Origin of the sequence: Pseudorhodoplanes sp. (assembly GCF_035565855.1) — a bacterium.
Taxonomy (GTDB): domain Bacteria; phylum Pseudomonadota; class Alphaproteobacteria; order Rhizobiales; family Xanthobacteraceae; genus Pseudorhodoplanes.
Genome location: NZ_DATMRX010000308.1, coordinates 1 through 15,823, shown reverse-complemented (window position 1 = coordinate 15,823; position 15,823 = coordinate 1). Strand labels below are relative to the sequence as shown.

15 protein-coding genes and 2 pseudogenes are annotated in these 15,823 nt (G+C 63.1%); 13 read left to right on the top strand and 4 right to left on the bottom strand.

The window, feature by feature from the left end:
• Window positions 1-148: 148 nt before the first annotated feature.
• Window positions 149-2,199 (top strand): annotated as a pseudogene (locus VN004_RS17770) (hydantoinase/oxoprolinase family protein).
• Entirely contained in the window at window positions 2,196-2,807 is a 612-nt protein-coding gene (locus tag VN004_RS17765) for a cysteine hydrolase (RefSeq protein WP_325612861.1), read from the top strand. The pseudogene VN004_RS17770 and the gene VN004_RS17765 overlap by 4 nt, the downstream one beginning before the upstream one ends.
• Here VN004_RS17765 and VN004_RS17760 read toward each other — a convergent pair whose 3' ends face one another.
• Window positions 2,808-3,302 (bottom strand): 3-isopropylmalate dehydratase small subunit, encoded by a 495-nt coding sequence (locus tag VN004_RS17760; protein ID WP_325612858.1) that lies wholly within the window; start codon window positions 3,300-3,302, stop codon window positions 2,808-2,810. It lies immediately after the preceding gene.
• Window positions 3,299-4,576, bottom strand: a complete 1,278-nt coding sequence (locus VN004_RS17755; RefSeq protein ID WP_325612854.1) for a 3-isopropylmalate dehydratase large subunit — start codon at window positions 4,574-4,576, stop codon at window positions 3,299-3,301. The genes VN004_RS17760 and VN004_RS17755 overlap by 4 nt, the downstream gene beginning before the upstream one ends.
• Before the next feature lie 155 nt (window positions 4,577-4,731).
• Here VN004_RS17755 and VN004_RS17750 point away from each other — a divergent pair, with 155 nt between their 5' ends.
• The 3 genes from VN004_RS17750 to VN004_RS17740 all read left to right on the top strand — a co-directional run bounded on the left by VN004_RS17750 (window position 4,732) and on the right by VN004_RS17740 (window position 6,119).
• The gene (locus tag VN004_RS17750) at window positions 4,732-5,040 is read left to right on the top strand and encodes a DUF6719 family protein (RefSeq protein ID WP_325612850.1); all 309 of its coding nucleotides are present in this window, start codon (window positions 4,732-4,734) and stop codon (window positions 5,038-5,040) included.
• 278 nt (window positions 5,041-5,318) lie between these two features.
• Window positions 5,319-5,663 (top strand): hypothetical protein, encoded by a 345-nt coding sequence (locus VN004_RS17745; RefSeq protein WP_325612847.1) that lies wholly within the window; start codon window positions 5,319-5,321, stop codon window positions 5,661-5,663.
• A 309-nt stretch (window positions 5,664-5,972) separates the two neighbouring features.
• A complete protein-coding gene (locus tag VN004_RS17740; protein ID WP_325612844.1) occupies window positions 5,973-6,119 on the top strand; it encodes a hypothetical protein in 147 nt (48 codons plus the stop codon).
• Between the two features lie 29 nt (window positions 6,120-6,148).
• On the opposite strand, the gene VN004_RS17735 is transcribed toward VN004_RS17740, so the two are convergent.
• Together VN004_RS17735 and cysD are read right to left on the bottom strand one after the other, a co-directional pair.
• Window positions 6,149-8,200, bottom strand: coding sequence for a phosphoadenylyl-sulfate reductase (locus VN004_RS17735; protein WP_325612839.1), 2,052 nt, complete (start codon window positions 8,198-8,200; stop codon window positions 6,149-6,151).
• A 21-nt stretch (window positions 8,201-8,221) separates the two neighbouring features.
• Complete coding sequence (cysD, locus tag VN004_RS17730; protein WP_325612837.1) at window positions 8,222-9,016, bottom strand: sulfate adenylyltransferase subunit CysD; 795 nt, start codon at window positions 9,014-9,016, stop codon at window positions 8,222-8,224.
• Between the two features lie 80 nt (window positions 9,017-9,096).
• Here cysD and VN004_RS17725 point away from each other — a divergent pair, with 80 nt between their 5' ends.
• From VN004_RS17725 to cysW, 8 genes and pseudogenes are all read left to right on the top strand, one after another.
• Window positions 9,097-9,261 carry a hypothetical protein gene (locus VN004_RS17725; RefSeq protein ID WP_325612834.1) on the top strand — a complete coding sequence of 55 codons (165 nt, stop codon included), beginning with the start codon at window positions 9,097-9,099 and terminating at the stop codon, window positions 9,259-9,261.
• Between the two features lie 116 nt (window positions 9,262-9,377).
• Entirely contained in the window at window positions 9,378-10,787 is a 1,410-nt protein-coding gene (gene cysG, locus VN004_RS17720; RefSeq protein ID WP_325612831.1) for a siroheme synthase CysG, read from the top strand.
• The gene (locus VN004_RS17715; protein WP_325612827.1) at window positions 10,784-11,101 is read left to right on the top strand and encodes a DUF2849 domain-containing protein; all 318 of its coding nucleotides are present in this window, start codon (window positions 10,784-10,786) and stop codon (window positions 11,099-11,101) included. The genes cysG and VN004_RS17715 overlap by 4 nt, the downstream gene beginning before the upstream one ends.
• Before the next feature lie 14 nt (window positions 11,102-11,115).
• The gene (locus VN004_RS17710) at window positions 11,116-12,774 is read left to right on the top strand and encodes a nitrite/sulfite reductase (RefSeq protein ID WP_325612825.1); all 1,659 of its coding nucleotides are present in this window, start codon (window positions 11,116-11,118) and stop codon (window positions 12,772-12,774) included.
• Window positions 12,761-13,294 (top strand): DUF934 domain-containing protein, encoded by a 534-nt coding sequence (locus VN004_RS17705; RefSeq protein ID WP_325612863.1) that lies wholly within the window; start codon window positions 12,761-12,763, stop codon window positions 13,292-13,294. Before VN004_RS17710 ends, VN004_RS17705 begins: the two co-directional genes overlap by 14 nt.
• 169 nt (window positions 13,295-13,463) lie before the next feature.
• Window positions 13,464-14,483: a sulfate ABC transporter substrate-binding protein gene (locus VN004_RS17700; RefSeq protein ID WP_325612823.1), complete on the top strand. Its 1,020-nt coding sequence runs from the start codon at window positions 13,464-13,466 to the stop codon at window positions 14,481-14,483.
• An 88-nt stretch (window positions 14,484-14,571) separates the two neighbouring features.
• The gene (gene cysT, locus VN004_RS17695) at window positions 14,572-15,408 is read left to right on the top strand and encodes a sulfate ABC transporter permease subunit CysT (RefSeq protein ID WP_325612821.1); all 837 of its coding nucleotides are present in this window, start codon (window positions 14,572-14,574) and stop codon (window positions 15,406-15,408) included.
• Window positions 15,401-15,823: pseudogene (gene cysW / locus VN004_RS17690) on the top strand (sulfate/thiosulfate ABC transporter permease CysW); the annotation flags it as partial. The gene cysT and the pseudogene cysW, both read left to right, overlap by 8 nt.

Sequence of the window (15,823 nt, the reverse complement as noted above, 5' to 3'; positions counted from 1 at the left end):
AGAATGAGCGCGTGCGGCTGGAGACACCGGGCGGCGGCGGCTTCGGAAAGGCGAAGGAGCGCCCCGAGGCCTTGATCGCGCACGACATCGAGAATGGATACGTGACGCGCGAAGCCGCACGTCGCGCCTACGGCAAGACGGACGCGGCATGACACGGCGTCTTGTGATCGGCGTAGACGTCGGCGGCACGTTCACCGACCTGTTCTTCCTCGACGAGGAAAGCGGCAAGTCGTGGATCGCCAAGGTGCCGTCCACGCGCGGGCGCGAGGCCGCCGGCTTCCTGAACGGGATCCGGCAAGGCACGGACGACGTGTCGAACATCGCGACCATCGTCCATGGCACCACCGTCGGCACCAACGCGCTGCTCGAGCGCAAGGGCGGCAGGGCCGGGGTGATCGCGACCGAGGGCTTCCGCGACGTGCTCGAAATGCGGCGCCGCGACCGTCCGCAGACCTGGGGCCGTGGGGGCAGTTCGAGCCGGTGGTGCCGCGCGAGCGGCGCGTCGAAGTGCGCGAGCGCGTGCTGGCGGACGGCACGGTGCATACCGCGCTCGATCCCGAGGAGGTGAAGGCGCGCGCGCGCGAGCTGCTCGCGCTGGGGGCTGAAGCGGTGGCCGTCACCTTCATCAATGCCTATGCGAATGCGGCCAACGAACGAATTGCCGCCGAGGCGATCCGGTCAGTCTGGCCGAACGCCTATGTGAACATTTCGAGCGACATCCTCCCCGAGATCCGCGAATTCGAACGCGCATCCACCACCACGCTGAATGCCTATCTGCAGCCGGTGGTGGCGGACTATCTCGACCGACTCGCATCGGAGCTCGGGAAACAGTCTTTCGGCGGCCAGTTGCTGATCGTGCAATCGAACGGCGGCGTGATGACGGTCGAGACCGCGAAAGCCATGCCGGTCCGCACCGCACTGTCCGGCCCCGCGGCCGGCGTCATCGCCGCGGCGCATATCGCCAACACCGCGGGCTTTCCGAACATCGTCACCGGCGATGTCGGCGGCACGAGCTTCGACGTCTCGCTGATCGCAAATGGCGAAACGACGCTCGCCGCCCAGACAGCGATCGACTTCGGCCTCGTGGTGCGCACGCCGATGATCGAGATCACTACCATCGGCGCGGGCGGCGGCTCGATCGCCTATGTGGACCGGGGCGGCCTGTTGCAGGTCGGCCCGGAATCGGCGGGCTCGATCCCGGGCCCGGTCTGCTACGGGCAGGGCAACACCCGCCCGACCCTCACCGACGCCAATCTCGTGCTCGGCCGCATCAATCCGGACCGGCCGATCGGCGGCGGCCTCAAACGGCTCGACCTCGAAGCCGCGAAGGCCGCGATCAAGACGGAAGTCGCCGATCCTCTGGGCCTCGAACCGGTGGCCGCGGCCGAAGCGATCGTGCGCGTCGCCAACAGCCGCATGGCCGGCGCGATCCGCCTCGTTTCGATCGAACGCGGGCACAATCCGCGCGACTTCGCACTGATGCCCTTCGGCGGCGGCGGCGCATTGCATGCCGGCGCGCTGATGAAGGAGGTCGGCCTGAAGGCCGCACTGGTGCCGCCCTATCCCGGCGTCACCTCGGCGCTCGGCTGCGTGATCGCCGACATGCGCCAGGACTTCGTGCACACGGTGAACCGCACGCTCGACGAGATCGATCTCACCGTGTTCAACGCCGGGATCGCCGAGAAGGCGGCGACCGGCGAACGCCTGCTCGACCGGTCCGGCGTCGCGTTCGACGGGCGCGAGGTTCTCGTGTCCTGCGACATGCTGTATCTCGGCCAGACCCATACCGTTTCGGTGCCGATCCCTTGGCAGGCCGATCGCCCGGTGGACCGGCAGGCGCTGCGCGAAGCCTTCGAGACGCGCTATCGCGAGGTCTACGGCCGGCTGCTGGACGGAATCGCGATCCGCGTCCTGAACCTGCATGTGGCGCTGATCGGACGGCGGCCGAAGCTCGATCTCGCAAGCCTTGCGCCCGCTACCGGCAGCACCGAAGCGGCGAAGAACGGCGAGCGCCAAGTCTATGTCGATGGCCGGTGGCACACGGCGTCGATCTATACCCGGCGCATGCTGCCGGTCGATGCCGTGGTTGAAGGCCCGGCGATCCTCGAACAGGAGGACGCGACCATCTTCATCGAACCGGACCTGCGCGGGCGCGTGGACCGGTTCGGCAATGTCATCATCGAGCGGGCATCGTCATGATCGACCTGTCGCGACCGCAATCCGTCGGACTCTTCATCGTCGATTTGCAGAACGATTTCCTGCATCCCGAAGGCGCCTATGCCAAGGGCGGTGCGACCGCGCCCGCCATTGCCGCGCTTCCGGCGCGCGTGAAGCCGGTAGCGGATGCCGTGCGAGCAGCCGGCGGCTGGGTGATCTCGACGCACTTCACGCTGGTGCCGGGCAAAGGCGGCGAGCCCTTCATCTCGCCGCATCTCAAGACGCTTCGCCCGTTCCTGCGCAAGGGGCACTTTGCGCCCGGCAGCTTCGGCCACGCGCTGGTCGACGAATTGCAGCCCGCGGATCTCTCGATCGAAAAGATCGCCTATTCGGCCTTCTACATGACGCGCATGGAATGGGTGCTGCGCAAGGCCGGTATTGACACCCTCGTCTTTACCGGCATCGTCACCAATGGCGGCGTCGCCTCGACATTGCGCGATGCGCATGTGCGCGACTTCCACTGCATCCTGCTGGAGGACGGCTGCGCCGCCTTCTCCGACGACGTGCATCGCACCAATGTCGCGACGCTGCGGTCGGTGGCCGAGGTGATGACCTGCGCGGACTTCATTGCCGCGCTGAAGGCGCGCTGATCAGCCCGCCTTTTGCCGCGAAAACCGCTTTTCGAGATGCGGCACGAGGCCGCCATCCGCCAGCATGTCGAGCAGGAATTGCGGTAGCGGTTCGCTCTTGAGCGTGCGGCCGCTGGTCTCGTTTACGACCTTGCCACCCGCAAGGTCGACACTGAGCCGATCGCCGACACCGATCGTGTCCGCCTCTTCGCATACGACCACCGGCAGCCCAAGGTTCAGCGCATTGCGGTAAAAGATGCCGCCGAAGGATTTGGCGACCACCGCCGCAACGCCGAGAACCTTCAGCGCCTGCGCCGCCTGTTCGCGCGAGGAGCCCATGCCGAAATTGCGTCCGGCAACTACGACATCGCCGGGCTGCACACTCTTCGCAAAATCGGGATCGACCGCTTCCAGGCAATGCCTCGCAAGCTCCTCGATCGAGCCCTTCATGTAGCGGCCCGGCGCCAGCACGTCGGTGTCGATATTGTCGCCGAAGACGAACGCGCGCCCGCTCATTGCCGCGCCCCCTTCAGGTAGGGTCGCGGGTCGGCAATCCGGCCTTCGATGGCGGAGGCCGCCGTGGTGTAGGGCGAACCGAGATAGACCTGCGAACTCGCCGCCCCCATGCGGCCCTTGAAGTTGCGCGCCGTGGACGAGATCGCGACCACGTTTTCGCCGAGCCGGTTGTCACCGTAACCGGCGCAGATGCCGCAGGCATTGGCAATGAGGCTCGCGCCGGCCTCGAGTATCGCGCCGAGCGTACCCTCGCTGCGCGCGATCTCCTGATCGCGCAGCGATGCCGGCGCGCAGATCAGCTCCACGCCTTTCGCGACATTGCGCCCGCGCAGGACTTCGGCGGCCATCCGCAAGTCGGCGAGCTTCGCGCCGGTGCAGGCGCCGATATAGGCCACGTCGATCTTCGTGCCGGCATGCTGTTCAACAGGCGCCGCATTGGCCGGGCTGTGCGGGGCGGCGACCTGCGGAGAAAGCACGCTTGCATCGAACACATGATGCTCGGCGACACGGCTGCCTTCGTCGCTGCGCAAATTCGTTATGCGATCGCGCGGCACGCCGGCGGATTCGAGGAACGTCGCCGTGGTGTCGTCGGCTTCGATCAATCCCGCCTGCGCGCCGAGCTCCGCCGCCATGTTGGAGAGCGTCATCCGCTCCTGCATCGGCAGCGCGCGCACGGCTTCGCCGATATATTCCACCGCCTGGTATTTGCCGCCGTCCATGCCGAGTTGCGCGCACAAATGCAGCATCATGTCCTTGGCCGACACGCCCGGATTGAGGCGCCCGGTCCATTCGATGCGGATGGTATCCGGCACGCGCACCCAGATCTCGCCGGTCGCGAGCACGCCCGCCATTTCGGTTGCGCCGATCCCGAACATATAGGCTGCGAATGCGCCCCCGGTCGGTGAGTGGCTGTCGCCGCCGACCACGAACATGCCGGGCCGCAGATGCCCGCGCTCCGGCAGCACGACGTGGCAGATGCCCTGCTGGTCGTAGAAATTCGCGATGCCCTGGTTGGCTGCAAACCGCCGCGTGATGGCCTGGATGGTCCGGCTCTCGTCATCGCCGGCCGGCACATAATGGTCGGTGATGAGCACAACCTTTGCGGGGTCCCAGACATCGACCCCAAGCCGCCTGAGGATCGGCTCGACGCGGCGCGGACCGCCGGAATCATGGATCATCGCAAGATCGACCGCGCAGGTCACGATCTCGCCCGGCGCCACGGACTGCCGTCCGGCCGCTCGCGCGATGATCTTTTCCGCAAGGGTCATGTCCATCACTGGAAAGCTTGTTTCAGTCCCAATCTATCCCACTTCCGCCAGAGCAGAACAGCGACCCCTTACCTCGTCCGCCCGGGCGGCGCCCTGCCGACATTTCCCTGTCCGAGCGCCCGAAATCGCCGTTCGCGCCACAGCGCTGGATACCATAATGTGTGCCGGCAGTGTCGGCGCGCTGGGAAGGCCTTCAACAATCGGGGGGAACCGATATGTCTTGGGTCAACACCATAATGGGCGGGCTTCTGATCTGTGCAGCCTGCGCCCTTTTTCAAGGAACTGCGGATGCGCAACAGGTCCTGAAGCGCGAGCCTGCCATGGGCGCAATGCGCGAAGGAGAGCGGGTATTGGTCGACGACGGGACGTGTCCCGGCGGACAGATCAAGGAAGTCATCGGCGGCAACCACGTCAAGGTTGGTGGGACAAAGAAAATCGAGCGCACGCGCCGCTGCATCAAGCGCCGGTAGACTTGGTGCCAGTAGGCGCGAACTCACCTTCGTTCGGATCGACTTGCCAGTGCGTGAAAGGCGCGGCGAGCGACGAATCGCCATCGACCAGGGGCAGCCGCGTACCGCGCGGAACATGTTCGGCTGCCTCGCGTTCCGGTTGAGACAGTCCTCCCGCTGTCTGACGGTACCAACATCCTCACACTGACATTTTGCCCGTGCGATTTTCCCCAAGCGTCCGCGAGCCGTTTGCTTTTTGATTGAGCATTCGGCCTCATCGAAGCTAAGATTAAATTTCAATGACACAGGCTGGACCATACAAACCTGCGAAAGAAGAGCTCCGGCGAAGGCGTGAAGTCGCTGAGTGGAAGCGGCTGCTGACCAGCCCGATTCGGCTCAATGACGGCTCCGTCCTGTTCACCCTGGAAGACGCCGCGAAGCGCATTCTCAACAGCCCGGCCACGCCATCGACGCGGGTTGCTGCGTCGCGGATTATCGAAGCTGCACTGCACAATGGCGATATCGGTTCTGCTCAAGCCGCGATAAAGCTGGCTCTGTTGAACAGGCCGCGCACCACGCAGACCGATAAGGCCCCACAGGGCCTGAGCCGCTTTCGCCAGCCTCACCCGAATTCGCAGGATTAGTTCGCGTCACAGACGGCTCCTGATCGCGGCGCGCAGTTGGGCGCGGGAGGCGCTATGCCCGTCCCCACGTGTTTGCAGAAGGGTGGTGCCTTCAGCTCAGCCGCTAGTCGCTTTACGTGGTTGCCTCCTCGGCTTCCGGGAAGGAACCATGACCATCGGAGGACGTTGAAGCGCCGGTCGAAACCGGTGACCAGTATGTTCCGTTTCACCAGGCGCAACTCCGAGAAGATTGCCGAGGCTCAGAACCTCGCGTCCCTTCAACTCGCCCACCTCCGCCACCAGCGAAAAGACATTTCCGAGGAGGAAGCGATGTCCTTCCTGGCGCGGGAGGTCTTGCGGCTTTATCGGGAGGGCGAGCGAGACCCGCAGCGGCTGGCGAACCAGGCCGTCAGCCTCTACCGGCAGCATATCCAGAAGCGCGAATCCGCCGTCAGACTGGCGAAGTCGGACCTTTGATGCGCAGTCGACAATGTGGGGACGGTGCTTTACGCGCGTCTCACGTGAAGGCCGCATTCCTTCTTGTCTTGTTCCCACCACCAGCGACCCGCGCGCTCCGGCTCGCCTTCCACGACCGGCCGTGTGCATGGCGCGCACCCGATTGAGAGAAAACCCCTGGCGTGCAGCGGATTGGTCGGAATGGACTGCTCCTTTGCAAATGCCACCAGCGCGTCGCGCGTCCAGTCGAACACGGGATTGAGCTTGAGCAATCCACGTTCCGAATCGAGTTCGAGAACGCGCATCTCCGCGCGGTGTGCCGACTGATCGCCACGCAGGCCCGTGATCCACGCCTGCGCCCCCGTGAGCGCGCGATTGAGCGGCTCGACCTTGCGGACATGGCAGCACGAAAGGCGCGCCTCCTTGGAGTCGTAAAAGCCATCGATGCCCTGTCGCGATACCAGCGCTTCGAGGTCGACGTGATTGGGATAGACGGCTCGAACGCGAATGCCATATCGGTTTTCCGTTTCCGCCCACAACGCATAGGTTTCGGGAAACAGCCGGCCAGTGTCGAGCGTCACCACCTCGATGTCGAGGCCGCTCCGCGCGATCCAATGAAGGACAGCCTGGTCTTCCAATCCGAAGCTCGTGGTGAAGACGATCTTGCCGGCGATCTCGCGCCGAAGCGTTGCGATCCGCTCCGGCGGAGACAGGTCCGCCAGCAGCGCCGCAAGGCGTGATGCTTCGGCTTCGAGCGGCTTGATGCGAGGCGCGGGCTTTGCCGGCGCCTCTTGAACGACAGCGGCGGCCCGCGCCTCATCGACCGCCAGAACCAAGCCTCCGCCGACAATGCGGCCGTCGAACTCAAGAACAATCCGCCCGGTTGTCGGGTTGGCATCGTGTGGGTCGCACGCGACCGGCTCGGACAGCGAGAACTCGACCTCGCCCACGCAGTTTTGGTCGATCGTCTGGCTTTGGTTCGGAGCCAGCAGACCAGGATCAACCGCATTGCTGATGGTCTTCACAACGGCACGTGCTTCAGCCGTGCCAATCCGAACGATGAGACGCATGCCGACATTCAAGGGAGACGAATGCAGCCAGAACAGGCGGGCACGAATCTGGTCCCCCGTCTTTGCGGGTGCCGCACGAAGCGCGATCACATGCCCCCGCTCGACAAACAATGCGTCATCGAGCGTGACGCCGATCGATTGCCCGGCTGTTGCATATTGCGGGCCTGAGCCCGGTTGACCCGCAAACCAGCCTTCGATCGATTTGATGCGAGCCCTGCGGCCGGATGGCTGAACAAGAATTTCGTCACCGACGCTGACACGTCCACTTTCGATCCGGCCGGCAAGAATGCGCCGGTCGTCGAACTTGTAGACCGCCTGTACCGGGAGACGCAGCGGAAGGTCCGGCGCGGCGCGCGCGGGGTCGAACCGGTCGAGCGCATCCACCAAAGTCGGGCGGTGCCACCCGGATGTATGCGTGTGCTCCGTGATGCCGGAGCCTTCGCGTGCCGAGACCGGAATGACCTCGGACGGCGGCAGCCCGAGACCCGTCATGTATCCGGTGATTTCGGTCTCCAATTCGCGAAAGCGCCCGGCATCGTAGTTGATGCGATCCATCTTGTTGATCACAACGACCAACTGCCGGATCCCGAGAAGATGAAGAAGATATCCGTGCCGCCGCGTCTGCTCGCGGATGCCCTCTGACGCATCGACAATCAGTACAGCGCCGTCGGCCTGCGCGGCGCCGGTGAGCATGTTGCGAAGGAATTCGGCGTGACCCGGCGCATCGATCAGCACGAAATCCCGCGACTGCGTCCGAAATCTTATCTGGCTGGTGTCAATCGTGATCCCCTGGTCACGCTCCGACTGCAATGCGTCCAGCAGGAATGACCATTCGAACGGCATGCCACGCCGTGCGCTGATCGCCCGCAGGCTCTCGAGTTTGCCGTCCGGCAGGCTTCCGGTTTCGTGCAGTAGCCGGCCGATCAGGGTCGACTTGCCGTGATCGACATGGCCGACGATCACGATGCGGACGAGAGGGCGCGGTGAGATGGCATCCGCTGCGCGGAGCTGCGCTGGAATGATCGCATTCATGGATTGCACTCGGAACAGGGGTTAAAGATAGCCGGCGGCACGCAGGCGCTCGAAAGCATCCTCGGATTCATGATCCATGGCGCGGCCGGACCGTTCGGGTGTCTTGGTGGCGTCGAGTTCGGCGATAATCTCGTCGAGCGTGCTCGCCTCGGACTCCACCGGGAATGTGATGTCGGCATCGCCGAGCGAGCGATATCTCTTGCCGCCACGCGAGAGGTAGAGGGGAATGATCGGGATTCCCTCGCGCCGGGTGTAGCGCCAGATGTCGCTTTCGGTCCAATGCAGGATCGGATGCACCCGCAAATGCGCGCCGGGCGGCGGCGAGGCATTGAAGTGATTCCAGAATTCGGGCGGCTGGTCGCGTACGTCCCAAAGTCCCTCAGCGCCGCGGGGCGAAAACACCCGTTCCTTCGCGCGCGTTGCCTCTTCGTCGCGCCGGATGCCTGCGAAGAGACCATCGAAGCCGTGCTTTGCGAGCGCGAGCTTCAGGCCTTCCGTCTTTCGGGCGGCCGATCGCGCCGCCGGCGGCAACGTGGGATCGACCGCTTCGATCGGGGGGCATTGCTCGACGATCAGATCGAGGCCCCATTCCTTCGCGTAGCGGTCGCGAAAGTCATACATTTCGCTGAACTTCTTGCCGGTATCGACATGCATGACCGGAAACGGCACGCGGCCGAAAAAGGCCTTGCGCGCCAGCCAGATCATGACGTTGGAGTCCTTTCCGAGCGACCAAAGCAAGGCGAGCTTCTGCAGCCGCTCGAAGGCCTCGCGGAAGATGTAGATGCTTTGCGATTCCAGTTCGTCGAGCCGATCCATGGTCACGCCCTCCCCGCTGCGAGCGCGAGCCGCGGCCACTTGAAGGCGTCATTGGTCGGCACAGAGACGAAAGTCTCGTCATGTTCGACGAAGCCATTGCCGCAGAGGCCAGCGCCGCCGCATTCGGCGGCGGCTTCAACGCCCCAATCCCGAATCACGTCAATGAGGCGCCGCCCGTCCGCGGCCAACGCGTGTTCGCGATCCGAATATTCGGCCGCGAGAAGAAGTGTGTCGTTTTTTGTTGAAGGCTGCATGCGACGTTCCACAACACGAACTCTAAACAGTAGAAAATTTTTCTATTCTCGATTGATTTTTGAGTCTTAAATGGAAAATATTTCTCGTCAACTGGAGTTTTGGCCCGATGCGTTTTCTGCCTCTGTTTTTGGACCTGTCGTCAGGGACGATCGCGCTTGTCGGCAACAGCCCGGCGGCGATCAACAAGCTGCAGCTGTTGCGCTCAGCCGGCGCGAGCGTTCGCTGGTTCTCTGATGACGAAGACGCGTCCGCCGAACTCCTCACGGCGGGCGGGCCCGGACGAGTCGAGATCGATACGAGCCGCGCATCAGATATCGACGCGTCGCAATTTGCCGCCGTCGTCATCGCGTACGGAGACAAGCGCGATGACGCCATTGCAGGACGCATCCGCGCAGCCGGCGGCCTTATCAACGTGGTTGATCGCCCCGACCTTTCAAACTTCATCTTTCCCGCGATCGTGGATCGAGGCGACGTCGTCGTTGCAATCGGAACGAACGGAGCCTCGCCGGTGCTGGCGAGGCGTATCCGAGAGCAGATCGAAGCGTTGTTGCCCGCGCGTCTCGGCGACCTTGCCGCATTGATGGGGCGCTATCGCGAGCGATTTGCGAAGGCGCGCCACGCGTCACGATCGTTGCGACGCTTCTGGGAGCGCGTCGTTGACGGACCAATCGGCGCCGCCGCGCTGGCCGGACGCTGGCGGGAAGCCGAAACCGCGCTTGCGCGCGCAGTCGAAGATTCTCGTTCGCCCGAAGCACCGTCCGGGGTCGTCTTCCTGGTTGGCGCAGGTCCGGGCGATCCTGATCTTTTGACGCTGCGCGCGCTTCACACGTTGCAGAACGCCGATGTCATCTTTTACGACGACCTCGTCACGCAAGAGATCCTGGCGCGCGCGCGTCGCGATGCGGAGCTGGTCTTCGTCGGCAAGCGCAAGGGCGAGCCCGGCATTGGCCAGGACGCAATCAACCGCCGCCTGATCGAAGCGGCAAGCGCCGGCAAGCAGGTGGTGCGGCTCAAGGGCGGCGATCCTTTCATTTTCGGTCGTGGCGGCGAAGAGCTCGAACAATTGCGTCAGGCTGGCGTGTCCGCATTCGTCGTGCCGGGCATCACGGCCGCGCTCGGCTGCGCAGCTGAGGTGGGCCTGCCCCTGACCTTCCGTCAGGAGGCAACTCAGCTGACCTTCATTACCGCCAATACGTCTGATGGCGCCGAAGCCGTCGATTGGTCGGCTGCATCCAATCCACACACCACGGTCGCGGTCTATATGGGTCTTTCCGCCGCCGGCACGGTGCGGGATCGATTGATCGCGGCCGGTCGCGACCCGAAAACACCGGTCGCTGTTCTGGTCCGCGGAACGCGACCCGACGCCAAGGCCTTGGTCGGTCGTCTCGATGAATTGCCGACACTGGCCGTTGCCGCCGGCAGCGGACCTGCCTTGCTGGTGATCGGCGAAGTCGTTGCGCGATCCGAACCATGGCGGGCTTCACTGAGCCGGCAAGAGGTCGAGGTTGCAGCATGACCGCGCCGAGCCAGCAAAAACTGAAGGTACGTGGCCCCGTCGTCGTCACCGCCAATCGCCTCAGCGACGGCGCGGTTGTGTATTTCACGGCGACCGGGGGCTGGGCCACGCAGCTCGAGGACGCCGCGGTGGTCACGAGCGCCCAAGATGCGAAAGATCTGCTGGCCTCTGCAAATGCCAGTGACATCGACGCGGTCGGCGCTTATGTCGCGCCCGTGGAAATCGTCGACGGACGCATCGAACCCGGCAATCTCCGCGAACGTATCCGTGTCTTCGGCCCGACTTTCGAGTTGCCGGCTGTGAATGCACTCTAGGTCGAGCGTCGCACATGTACATATACGATGAATTTGATCGCACTCTTGTAGCGGAACGCGTGCGAGAATTTCGCGATCAAGTCGCGCGACGGCTTTCCGGCGAACTTACCGAAGACGAATTCAAACCGCTGCGGCTGATGAATGGCGTGTATTTGCAACTCCACGCCTACATGCTGCGGATCGCCATTCCCTATGGGACATTGTCATCGGATCAGTTGCGGACGCTCGCGCATGTTGCACGCCGCTATGACCGGGACTATGGCCATTTCACCACCCGGCAGAACATCCAGTTCAACTGGATCAAGCTCAGCGACCTGCCGGACGTCATGGCCGATCTCGCAAAAGCCGGGCTGCACGCCATGCAGACCAGCGGCAATTGCGTACGCAACGTGACCACGGACCAATGGGCTGGGGTTGCGCCGGACGAAGTCGAGGACGCGCGGATCTGGGCGGAGATTCTTCGGCAACATTCGACCATGCATCCGGAATTCACGTACCTGCCCCGCAAGTTCAAGATCGCGCTCACGGCGGCGCCGCACGACCGCGCTGCGGTTCGCGTTCATGATATCGGTCTTCGGCTGCACAGGAACGGCGCCGGCGAAGTCGGCTTCGAAGTGGTCGTCGGCGGCGGCCTTGGACGCACGCCTTTCGTCGGAAAGACGATCAAGCCGTTCCTGCACAAACGCGATCTGCTCAGCTACGTCGAGGCGATCCTGCGCGTTTACAACCAGTACGGACGGCGCGACAACATATACAAGGCCCGCATCAAGATCCTTGTCCACGACATGGGGGCGGAGAAGTTTGCGGCGGAGGTCGACGCCGAATGGCGGGCCATCAAGGACGGCGCGCTGTCCATCGATGACGCTTTCATCGCGGACATCGCCTCGCGCTTCCGTTATCCATCTTACGAGGACCTGCCCGATAATCCTGCGAGCCTGCGGGCCGCGCGCGGGCGCGACCCGCGTTTCGATGTCTGGTACAGAAATGCGGTTTCACCACACAAGGTACCGGGTTATTCGATCGTCACTCTGTCGCTGAAGCCGGAAGGCGCACCGCCCGGCGATGCAACATCGGCACAGATGGACACCATCGCCGACGCGGCGGACCAGTTCAGTTTCGGTGAAATTCGCGTCGCGCATGAGCAGAATCTGGTGCTGCCGCATGTCGCCCAAAAGGACCTGCTCGCGCTGTGGGAAGCGCTCGACCGGGTCGGAGTCGCAACCCCGAATGTCGGGCTCGTGTCCGACATCATCGCGTGCCCCGGCCTCGATTATTGCAGCCTTGCCAACACGCGCTCGATTCCTGTCGCTCAGGAGCTGACGCGCCGCTTCAAGAATCTCGGCACTCAGCAGGAGCTTGGCCGGCTGCATATCAATATCTCAGGGTGCATCAACGCCTGCGGCCATCATCACGTTGGTCATATCGGCATTCTCGGCGTCGAGAAGAACGGCCAGGAATTCTACCAGATCACCCTGGGAGGGCGGGCCGATGAAAAGGCGGAGCTCGGCGCCCTGCTCGGACCGGCCGTGCCGTATGGTGAAGTTGCCGATGTTATCGAAGACGTCGTGGCCGCCTATATCGAGCTTCGCGAGCGACCGAACGAGCTGTTTATCGAAACGGTGAAACGGGTCGGAGTCGAACCCTTCAAGGAACGTGTTTATGCCGCTCGTTAAGAACGCCGCTATCGTTGAAGATCGGTTTGTCCGCATTCTGGACGACGCGGTCGTCCCCGATGATGGGGAAATCATCGTCCCGGCCGACCGGCTCCTGGCCGACGCCAGCGAATTGACACAGCGCTCCGGGGCGACAGGAGTTCACTGGCCAAATGATCGCAACGTTTCGGAGCTTGCGCCTTATCTCGATCGGCTCGCGCTCGTCTCGTTGGTGTTTCCAAGCTTTCGCGACGGTCGCGCCTATTCGCAGGCCCGACTCCTGCGCGAGCGATACCAGTATCGCGGAGAGATTCGAGCGACCGGGGATGTCCTGCGCGATCAGTTTATCCTGATGCACCGTGCGGGATTCGATGCCTTTGAAGTGAAAAAGCAGGCCGACGCAGTGAAATTTGCCGAAGCGGTCGCACGCTATAGCGTCGTGTATCAGCCGGGCGCTGACAGTCAGTCATCCGCCGCACGCCGGCGTCGGGGGCGCATCGGTCTCGCCGCTGTCGAAAGCGCGGTAACTGCGCGCTCCTGACGCACTCGTCGATCAAGCGCTCGAATGTACCAAGCATGACTGTGTCGACAGCAAAGTCGTTCTAGCGCGAACCAAAATATGAAATCGCCTTTCATTGACTCTGAAGCTCGGAACGACGCAACGTGAAGGCGCGCGCGAGCTTCTGCTGAGACAAATGATGGAGACTACGATGGTTGGGACTTTCTTACGCAGATCGGTGATTGCGTCCGCCGCGGTCGTGGCGATGCTGCAGCTCGGTGCATCGGGCGGCGCGTTCGCTCAGACGCTCGTAAACGTGTCCTACGACCCCACCCGCGAATTGTATCGCGACTATGCGGATTATTTCGTCAAATACTGGAAGGAAAAGACCGGCAAGGCCATCGAAGTCAGCAACAGCCATGGCGGGTCAGGCGCTCAAGTCCGCTCGGTGATCGAAGGTCTGCCGGCCGACGTCGTGACGTTTCCTCTGGAAGGCGACGTGCTTGCCATCGAGCAGAAGGGCCTGATTGAGCCGGGTTGGAAGAAAGAATTCCCGGAGGAATCGTCGCCCTATACCTCGACCATCGTCTTCCTGGTGCGCAAGGGCAATCCGAAAGGCATCAAGGACTGGAACGATCTCGCCAGGCGCGGCATCCAGGTCATCACACCCAATCCGAAGACCTCGGGCGGCGCGCGCTGGAATTACCTCGCGGCGTGGGCCTATGAACTCGATCGCACTGGCGGCGATCAGAAGAAGGCGCAGGATTTCGTCGCCGCGATCTATCGCAACGTGCGGGTGCTGGACACCGGCGCACGCGGGTCAACCAATACCTTCGTGCAGAACAAGGTCGGCGACGTCCTGATCGCCTGGGAGAACGAGGCTCTGCTGACACTGAAGGAATTCGGCTCCGATTATGAAATCGTGGTGCCCTCGGTTTCGATCCTCGCCGAGGTGAAGGTCGCAATCGTGGACAAGAATGTCGACAAGAAGGGCACCCGCGAGATCGCCAAGGCGTTCCTCGATCAGCTTTACTCGCCCGAGGCGCAGAAGATCTTCGCGCGGAATTTCTACCGCCCCGGCAAGCCGGAACACGTCGATCCAGAGGCGCTCAAGGCGTTCCCGAAGGTGAAGCTGGTTAAGGTCGATGATGTTTTCGGTGGATGGGCCAAGGCACAACCTACCCATTTTGATAATGGCGGCATTTTCGACAAGATTTATTCCAAGGACTGACGCTATTCACGCAGGCGAACTGGCGGGCCGTGGGAAGCAATCACTCCCACGGCCCGCGGACGTGACGGGGCATCGGGGCTGAACGCGTATGAGGCTACGTTTCCGAGAGACGAGTATCATTCCGGGCTTCCGGCTGACATTCGGCTTTACGATCTTCTATCTCTCGCTGATCGTTCTCATCCCGATCATCGGGCTCTACATCAAGACATTCGAGCTCGAGTGGCAGCGCTTCGTTGCTATCATCACCGGGCCTCGTTTCCTGGCCGCTCTGCAGCTGAGCTTTGGCGCATCCCTCGTGGCCGCGATGTTCAACGTCGTGATCGGCGTCATGATTGCCTGGGTGCTGGTTCGTTATCGCTTCTTCGCGCGGCGGCTTCTTGACGCCATCGTCGACCTGCCTTTCGCACTGCCGACCGCGGTGGCCGGTATCGCGCTCACTGCGCTCTATGTGCCGGAAGGCTGGTTCGGAAGGCTGTTCTCGCCCTTCGGCATCACCATCGCCTATACGCCCGTCGGTATCTGGATCGCGCTGGTCTTCATCGGGCTGCCATTCGTGGTGCGCACCGTCCAGCCGGTGCTCGAGGAATTCAATCGTGAGGTCGAGGAGGCTGCCGCAACGCTCGGCGCTTCGCGGCGCACCACGATTGTTCGCGTCATTCTACCACCGCTGATCCCCGCAATCCTCACCGGCTTTGCGCTCGCCTTCGCCCGCGCCGTCGGCGAATATGGCTCGGTCATCTTCATCGCCGGCAATATTCCACGGCAAACCGAAATCCTGCCATTGCTGATCGTCTTCCGCCTGGAGGAACGTGACTACGCCGCCGCTGCGGCAATTGCCGCGGTGATGCTCACCATTGCGTTCGTCATTCTGCTTCTGATCAACCTTCTGCAGGTCTGGAGCTACCGGAGGTTCGGCAATGGCTGATACCGCAATTGCGCTGCGCAGTGTCGCGTCCCCGGTCACCGAAACGCGGCGGGTCCGCACGACGCTGATCACGCTCACCATCGTCGTGATGGTGCTGTTCCTGATCGCGCCGCTGATCGCGGTCTTCGCGCAGGCGCTCAACCTGGGGCTTGAACCTGCGCTTGCGACCTTCAATGATCCCGATGCGATCGCGGCGATCAAGCTGACGCTGCTGGTGGCCGCGATCGCGGTGCCCTGCAACCTCGTCTTCGGAATTGCTGCGGCCTGGTGTATCGCCAAATACCGCTTCCCCGGCCGTGCGCTCCTGGTGTCACTGATCGACTTGCCATTCTCGGTGTCACCGGTGGTTGCCGGCCTCGTCTATGTGCTGCTGCTCGGACCGTTCACGCCGATCGGCGCCTGGTTCCTTGAGGAT

Coding starts and splice junctions, on each gene's coding strand:
- VN004_RS17760 (WP_325612858.1), bottom strand. CDS start 3,302: ATGAGCGGGCGCGCGTTCGTCTTCGGCGACAATATCGACACCGACGTG.
- VN004_RS17725 (WP_325612834.1), top strand. CDS start 9,097: ATGTTCGACGAAGCCATTGCCGCAGAGGCCAGCGCCGCCGCATTCGGC.
- VN004_RS17710 (WP_325612825.1), top strand. CDS start 11,116: ATGTACATATACGATGAATTTGATCGCACTCTTGTAGCGGAACGCGTG.
- cysG (WP_325612831.1), top strand. CDS start 9,378: ATGCGTTTTCTGCCTCTGTTTTTGGACCTGTCGTCAGGGACGATCGCG.
- VN004_RS17765 (WP_325612861.1), top strand. CDS start 2,196: ATGATCGACCTGTCGCGACCGCAATCCGTCGGACTCTTCATCGTCGAT.
- VN004_RS17740 (WP_325612844.1), top strand. CDS start 5,973: ATGTCCTTCCTGGCGCGGGAGGTCTTGCGGCTTTATCGGGAGGGCGAG.
- VN004_RS17700 (WP_325612823.1), top strand. CDS start 13,464: ATGGTTGGGACTTTCTTACGCAGATCGGTGATTGCGTCCGCCGCGGTC.
- VN004_RS17715 (WP_325612827.1), top strand. CDS start 10,784: ATGACCGCGCCGAGCCAGCAAAAACTGAAGGTACGTGGCCCCGTCGTC.
- VN004_RS17755 (WP_325612854.1), bottom strand. CDS start 4,576: ATGGACATGACCCTTGCGGAAAAGATCATCGCGCGAGCGGCCGGACGG.
- cysD (WP_325612837.1), bottom strand. CDS start 9,016: ATGGATCGGCTCGACGAACTGGAATCGCAAAGCATCTACATCTTCCGC.
- VN004_RS17735 (WP_325612839.1), bottom strand. CDS start 8,200: ATGAATGCGATCATTCCAGCGCAGCTCCGCGCAGCGGATGCCATCTCA.
- cysT (WP_325612821.1), top strand. CDS start 14,572: ATGAGGCTACGTTTCCGAGAGACGAGTATCATTCCGGGCTTCCGGCTG.
- VN004_RS17705 (WP_325612863.1), top strand. CDS start 12,761: ATGCCGCTCGTTAAGAACGCCGCTATCGTTGAAGATCGGTTTGTCCGC.
- VN004_RS17745 (WP_325612847.1), top strand. CDS start 5,319: ATGACACAGGCTGGACCATACAAACCTGCGAAAGAAGAGCTCCGGCGA.